A 6139-nucleotide genomic window follows, 5' to 3' on the forward strand; every position below is an offset into this window, starting at 1 on the left:
ATGCGAAATTGCGGCTGGATTTCCATGTTGTAAAAAGCCACAACTTTTGAAATTTGCTGCTGGTTTTATGATCCAGTTCAGATGCGAATGCGTTTAACCAAAGGGATTCGTAAGTAAAAAGGTCTGCGTTGTGCTTTGAAAGCAGTTGAGTTAACAAGCGACTACAGATAAGGGATTCGAAAATGACTGATGACTCTAAGAACAGCGAAGAACAGGAAATCAATCAGGGTTCCTCCAAAGATGAAACCCCATCCAGTATTTATTTGATTTCGTATCCCAAAATTGTGTTTCTCTATCCGACATTATTTGTTTCGCTGGTTGCTGCGATCTTTATGTCGATTGCCGGTGAATCTGCCCTGATCGGCGGCAATCGTGAGCACATGGCTGAAATCATGGCGTTACTTTTTCTGGGTGTCTTCGGACTCAATCTGACAGTGCTGGCTTTTGACTTTCCCCGTACGACATCATTGACTTTGCTCTTTCTGGGAGCTGCCTTGTTTATGGGTGCCTGGATGCTGATTCGATTTAACCCGGACATTGTGCCTCCCCTGACTAACTTTCTGAAGGGATTACGACCCTGGGCGAATTCACAAATGTATTGGCTCTTTTCCATAATACTGGGGCTGATTTTTGTAGGTGTAGCCATTAGTGTCCGCTTTGACTATTGGGAGGTCAAAGGAAATGAGTTGCTGCATCATCATGGTTTTTTGAGTGACCTGGAACGATTTGCCGCCCCTAACCTGAAAATTGATAAAGAGATCAGTGACATATTTGAATATATTCTGCTGCGGTCAGGCCGTCTGGTTTTGCATCCCCGGAATGAACCTCGGGCGATTGTTCTGGACAATGTGCCTTTCATTTCCAGGAAAGAAAAACAGATTACCCGTATGCTGGGAGCTCTCCAAGTTCAGGTTCGACAAGATAGTACTTAATAATTCAACGAATACTGAACCTGACGGCAAGTAGCTGTGTCGATTCTAATCTGAGAAATGGATTCTAAAAATAACGGTCGACATTAGATAGATGTCTGTTCAATAATGCGGCTGAGAGTGGTTTTGGTAAATTAACGGGTGGAGATTGGGGCGATGGGTAAAAAAGGAAAAAAGAGTGCTTCGAAAGAAGACCCCAACTCACGTACGGTTTGCCAAAATCGCAAAGCGCGACACAATTATGAAATTCTGGACACGCTGAATTGTGGAATCGTGCTGGTGGGCAGCGAAGTCAAAAGTATTCGTGCGAATAAGATCTCCATTGAAGAGGCATTTGCCCGGATGCAGAATGGCGAGGTGTGGTTATTTAATTGTGATATCGCCATGTACCCGCAAGCCAGCACAATGAACCACGCATCACGACGCCCTCGCAAGTTGTTGATGAAGAAAACAGAGATCAAGAAATTTGCTGAGCAGGGTGAAAAATCGAGTTTAACGCTGGTTCCCTTAAGCGTTTATTTTTCACGTGGGTTGGTGAAGGTGAAGCTGGGAATTGCCAAAGGCCGTCAACTGCATGATAAACGCGAGAAGCTCAAAAAAGATTCCGCACGCATGGATATCCAACGTGCGATGCGCGCCCGCAATAATTAAAGCCCTCTGAAAAATTCCAGAGGGCTTTAAAGGTCCCGCGTTTTCTGTTCTCTTTGTGCCCTTATTTTTGAGCCGCCTGCTTAGGCTTCATATAGAGCTTTAAATGAATCAGGTCTCCCTTTTTGGCAGCTGTTCCTGGTTCAGGTGCCTGTAAATAAACATGGAACGGGCGCTCTCCCGGTTTTGCAACTGCTTGTCCTTCGTGCAGCTTTGATTCAAATCCCATCTGTTGCAACATTTTTTGAGCCGTCTTGTAATCTCTACCAATCAGAGAGGGAACTTTGAAAGCCTTGTGTTGAACGGGCTTGACCGGTTGTTGTACCTGGTTCTCACCAGCGGCCGCGACGACTTTACCTTGCAGTTGATAATCATCCAAGTTAGGTGTAAAAGGTTTTTCACCTAACCAAATGCCAAGAAGTCCTCTTTTTTTGTTCGCTTCTACATCACTAAATGTGTAAACGGTTGACTGGTTACCTCCCGGGTGAATCAACTGTACTGCGCTGGGCAGATAGGTCTTGGGATTCAGCATAACTTTTGCTTCACTGTAATTCGCAGCATCTGCCCGGCGACGTGGCTTGACGGCAATTACAATACGTGTTGGTTCATCGATCAACAACTTTAGAAAGTAGCGTTTTTTAGCAACTTTGGCTGGCATACCAAACAGAAACGGCAGCGGTCCTTCCATAATATTGGCACCACGACGTTCCAGAGGAATGGGATAGACCTCATACGTTTTCTCTTGTTCATCGATCGAAAAGATTCGGTTGCCGTCACAAATCCAGCGTTCATTATCGCCTGGTTTTAGCTGGTAAGATATTCCTTTTGCATTTTTTTTCCTGCCCTGCGCACCTTTCGGAATTTCTGTCGGAGTGATATCGATACGCCCTTTGTCGGGCTGTTCATAATAGAACTTGCCTTCCGAATGTTTTTCTACCTGGAAGACGTCGTCATACCAGTAACGTGTATGTTTGCCTTGCAGTTTATTGATTTTTTTTGATTCTCGCTCCCAGTTTTTCAGTATCTCTTCCAACGCGGGCGGCAATTGCTGTACCTGTAGAACCGCATCCGCCGGGTTGGGGCGTTGTTTCCGCTGGTCCTGTGCTTGTGACTCATGATAGAACAGCAGGAGCGTTAATGCCGTACAGCAGGAGAAAAGGAGAACTCTTTGATGTAAAACAAGATTCGATTTCATTTATTATCCAAATCCTTCCCTGGATTGCCGGTCTGGCTGATTGATGAGGCAGAGAAATTGGCCCGTAGCCTGATATGATTTCGCAATCCGTGCTAATGAAGAAGATAGGTCATTTTAGTGAGGTGGGTGGTTGATGTTTGTTCTGATCTAGTTAATGACAACATTCAGGCAGAGTTTAGCAGGAATCAAAAAGCCTGACTATCCATGTTTGTCACTGTCAATTTTCGTCTTTTTACCAGGGGGCTTCCATTAATTGGACAATCTGGTTTGCCAGACTGTCTGTGGCAGTTTTTGTCGCTGTCGCCAGTGATTGTCCGACTTCCGGAGCAAATGAGGCTTGTGATACTAATCTGACAACGTCAGCCGTGATGGGTACCTGCTGTTGAGATAAGATTCTTCCGCTGCGCATATCTTCCCAGGTTACCTCAACTACAAACTTCAAGTTCAAATTTCGAGGATCCGTATTCTGTGTTGTCGCTAGTACATTTTTGTCAATTTGTTTAATGATTCCCGTGAGTTTTGTATCTGCTTCGACACCTTTCGCCAGGCGGAAAGGGGTTCGAGATTGTATTTTCTGTTGGACGGCTTCTGTTAACTGATATTCAAATCCACGACGAAATGTTTTGTTTTCAAAGATGGGTACATAAACGGTCTGCACATCGGGTTGATAAGAATTACCAACCGTATAACCGCAGCCTGACAAATTGATCGGCAGCAGAGACAACAGTAACAAATTGACCACAAAACGTTTCATGTGTTTTTTGAACAGAAAACTTTTTTTCTGCCACGAAATAACCGAATGTTAGAGTTTAAGTTTAGCCGGCTTTGCTTCTTCTTCCAGTGGAATTTTTCTAATGGGTTCATCTAAGTTATCCAGTCTCAAACGGGCCGGGGGTTCAAGCTCCGATTTTGTCGCGACTGGTAATTTTGGTGGAGTGCTGGAGGGAGAGGATCCTGCTTTTCCAAAAGCGGGCAAGCCGGGCAGTTCTGGAACGAATGATCTTTTCGGTTCCGGTTGCTGTTGCACATTCTGTTTCGGCGTTGCGTAGTTCGCCCAGAGGTGGCTGGTATTTTCCTCGCCTAATTCTGCGAGTAATTCTCGGGCCTGATTTGCAAACGTGGATGTAGGATGGTTCTCGATTAGCAGGTTACAATAAATGGCTGCCGACTTTGGTTTGCTGCGTCGCATCCAATATTGAACGGTTTCCCAGTCTCGTTTGGCTTTGGCCTGTTCAATTTTTTTCAGTTCTTCTTTGAGTCGCATTCGTTCTGATTCAGGAAAGAGTCGTATGGTGGTCTCTTTTAAGTTTCCCGCGTCGGAAAGGACGGTCGCATCATATTGAGGTCCCTGATAGGACATCAGCTTTACGTGGGTTCCGAGCATGAATGCATCTTTGAGGTGTGGGCTTTTGGGATATTCTTCACGGAGCAGTGTAAAAGTGCGGTCGGCGTCCATATAACGCCCGACTTTCAAGTAATGACTGGCCGTCAACATCAATGAATCATCGGCTAGTGGGCCGGTAGGATCATGGAGCCAGATGGATTTCAGTGCTTCTAGAGCCCTGTTCTCGGTATCGAAGACAGGACGTGAGCGGTCAAACAGATTTGGCAGAAGTGCCCAACGTGATTTGCGTTGCTTTCCATCACTGGGGATTTCAGGCTTTTCTGAGCCAGGTTGTTCCAGATTCACCTGCTGAATCTCGCTCCCTGTGACAATGGATGGTTCCTGGAGCCAGTAACGGGCGATGGAAAACAATCGTTTTGTAGTCTGGTCCAGATGCCGCGTGGAAGGGTAATCGACTAGCAACAGGTCGTAGCTGTCCTGTGCCCATGCATATTTTTTTTGCGCATATTGGCATTCGGCCACCATGAACTGGGCATCTTCTTTGATCGGATCATTTTTGTATTTTTTCACGATGGCTTTGAATTCCTTCTCAGCCACTTTGAATTCTTTGGCCTGGAATTTTTCGTTTGCCTGTTTGTATTCTGCGGCTCCCAGCGCGGGTTCAATGAAAGTGGAATTCTTCTTCTTTTTCCAGAGTGCCGTCTGCATCACGCGCTGCATGGGCCCTTGAATTCCATCGATCGAAGGTTTATCTACCGCACTTTTGGACCAGGGAGGTTTCAGTGCAGCAAATTCAGAGTTTTGGTCTCCGAACATTGCGCAACCTGAGATCAGCCCACAGACCGCTAGCGTAAAACAATAGCGAATTGTGTATGGCATGAATGAAAATATATTTTGTAAGTCATAAGTGGACATGGTCATCCCTGACTTCCACCTGGGGGGAATTGAAAAGTTTATAGTTTTAGGTAGGACGCCATTTTGGGGCGGCGTCCCAAGATATGAGACATGGTTGTGGACAGCAATTTTCGAATCTCTCGTTGTTGTTGTAGAGATAAGTTTAATCGCTGGGAAAGTATTGTTTTTTCGTTTGAAAGTTTTTGTAAGACCGCAATTGTGCCGCGGGAAATACGAACGTTTCCGTGTCGCTGCTGTTCACAATGTTGGCAATATAGTCCGCCGTTATTGACGTCGTAAAGATATGATTCCAGCTGCCCTAATTCCTGACTGCATCCGGCACAGTAATCGAACTGAGGTAGCTGACCGATTTCCTCTAATATGGTTAACTCAAATGTTATCAATGATTTCTGAAAATCATCATGTTCCTGCAAGTGTTGTAATACTGCATACGCCGCATCATATAGTTCTGGATGAGGATCATATTCCTCAATCAGCGCATCCAATAATTCGGCAATGTAGTAGCCCACATACAGGTTGGATAAATTTCCAGGATAAGGGCGAAAACGATTCACGAGCTGGGCTTCGGTCAATAGATCGAGCCCGCCGGAAGATTTTCGGATGAAGACTATCCGACATGTGGCCAGCAAGTCAATAGCAGCCTCGAACGAGCTTTTCAGTCTTTTTGCACCTTTTGCCAAAGACGCAGTTTTACCAAAGTCCCTGGTAAACCAGGTAATGACTTTGCTGGACTCACTGAAGTCAGCCAGTCTGATAATCAAGCCTTCGGTTTTTTCATTAGACATGGAAGTTGCCGGATCATATATGCTGCGTTCACGCGTTAAAGGGTTCAGAAGGGCATCTCTTGTACGACACCTGTCAAGTTGGTGCTGTGGGTGCTGCGTGATCTTCGACTGTTTGATTTTAGCCTGTATCCAGGTTTATGGTAGCGTCTCTAGAGCCTTTCAATACGAGTATAATAGTATGGATGATGCTCTAGTGAAATGGGACACGTTCTAGAAAGTTGTTCACAAATCTGGAAAGCGTACAGCTGGAAATCGAGACCAAGCGAATGAAATAAAAAAAGCCTGCGAAAATCATCGCAGGCTTTTTTTGCTGAAAGGCAAC

At 45.3% G+C, this 6139-nt stretch carries 6 protein-coding genes; 2 read left to right on the forward strand and 4 right to left on the reverse strand.

Annotation, left to right across the window (positions count from 1 at the left end; all coding sequences use genetic code 11):
• Positions 1 to 182: 182 nt before the first annotated feature.
• Both Q0668_RS18260 and smpB read left to right on the forward strand, forming a co-directional pair.
• Positions 183 to 932: a hypothetical protein gene (locus tag Q0668_RS18260; RefSeq protein WP_298867249.1), complete on the forward strand. Its 750-nt coding sequence runs from the start codon at positions 183 to 185 to the stop codon at positions 930 to 932.
• Positions 933 to 1085: 153 nt separating this feature from the next.
• Positions 1086 to 1580, forward strand: coding sequence for an SsrA-binding protein SmpB (gene smpB, locus Q0668_RS18265; protein WP_298867251.1), 495 nt, complete (start codon positions 1086 to 1088; stop codon positions 1578 to 1580).
• Positions 1581 to 1641: 61 nt separating this feature from the next.
• Here smpB and Q0668_RS18270 read toward each other — a convergent pair whose 3' ends face one another.
• The 4 genes from Q0668_RS18270 to recO all read right to left on the reverse strand — a co-directional run bounded on the left by Q0668_RS18270 (position 1642) and on the right by recO (position 5817).
• Positions 1642 to 2772 (reverse strand): PASTA domain-containing protein, encoded by a 1131-nt coding sequence (locus Q0668_RS18270; RefSeq protein WP_298867252.1) that lies wholly within the window; start codon positions 2770 to 2772, stop codon positions 1642 to 1644.
• Between the two features lie 232 nt (positions 2773 to 3004).
• On the reverse strand, positions 3005 to 3526 hold the full coding sequence (lptE, locus tag Q0668_RS18275) for an LPS assembly lipoprotein LptE (protein WP_298867254.1): 522 nt from the start codon (positions 3524 to 3526) through the stop codon (positions 3005 to 3007).
• A gap of 48 nt (positions 3527 to 3574) precedes the next feature.
• On the reverse strand, positions 3575 to 4933 hold the full coding sequence (gene bamD, locus Q0668_RS18280; protein WP_298867257.1) for an outer membrane protein assembly factor BamD: 1359 nt from the start codon (positions 4931 to 4933) through the stop codon (positions 3575 to 3577).
• Positions 4934 to 5070: 137 nt separating this feature from the next.
• Entirely contained in the window at positions 5071 to 5817 is a 747-nt protein-coding gene (gene recO / locus Q0668_RS18285) for a DNA repair protein RecO (protein WP_298867259.1), read from the reverse strand.
• Positions 5818 to 6139: the final 322 nt, after the last annotated feature.

The organism is uncultured Gimesia sp. (genome assembly GCF_937910335.1).
Taxonomy (GTDB): domain Bacteria; phylum Planctomycetota; class Planctomycetia; order Planctomycetales; family Planctomycetaceae; genus Gimesia.

Excerpts from the sequence above, each read along its gene's own strand:
- Q0668_RS18260 (WP_298867249.1), top strand. The coding sequence starts at position 183 with ATGACTGATGACTCTAAGAACAGCGAAGAACAGGAAATCAATCAGGGT.
- smpB (WP_298867251.1), top strand. The coding sequence starts at position 1,086 with ATGGGTAAAAAAGGAAAAAAGAGTGCTTCGAAAGAAGACCCCAACTCA.
- Q0668_RS18270 (WP_298867252.1), bottom strand. The coding sequence starts at position 2,772 with ATGAAATCGAATCTTGTTTTACATCAAAGAGTTCTCCTTTTCTCCTGC.
- lptE (WP_298867254.1), bottom strand. The coding sequence starts at position 3,526 with ATGAAACGTTTTGTGGTCAATTTGTTACTGTTGTCTCTGCTGCCGATC.
- bamD (WP_298867257.1), bottom strand. The coding sequence starts at position 4,933 with ATGTTCGGAGACCAAAACTCTGAATTTGCTGCACTGAAACCTCCCTGG.
- recO (WP_298867259.1), bottom strand. The coding sequence starts at position 5,817 with ATGTCTAATGAAAAAACCGAAGGCTTGATTATCAGACTGGCTGACTTC.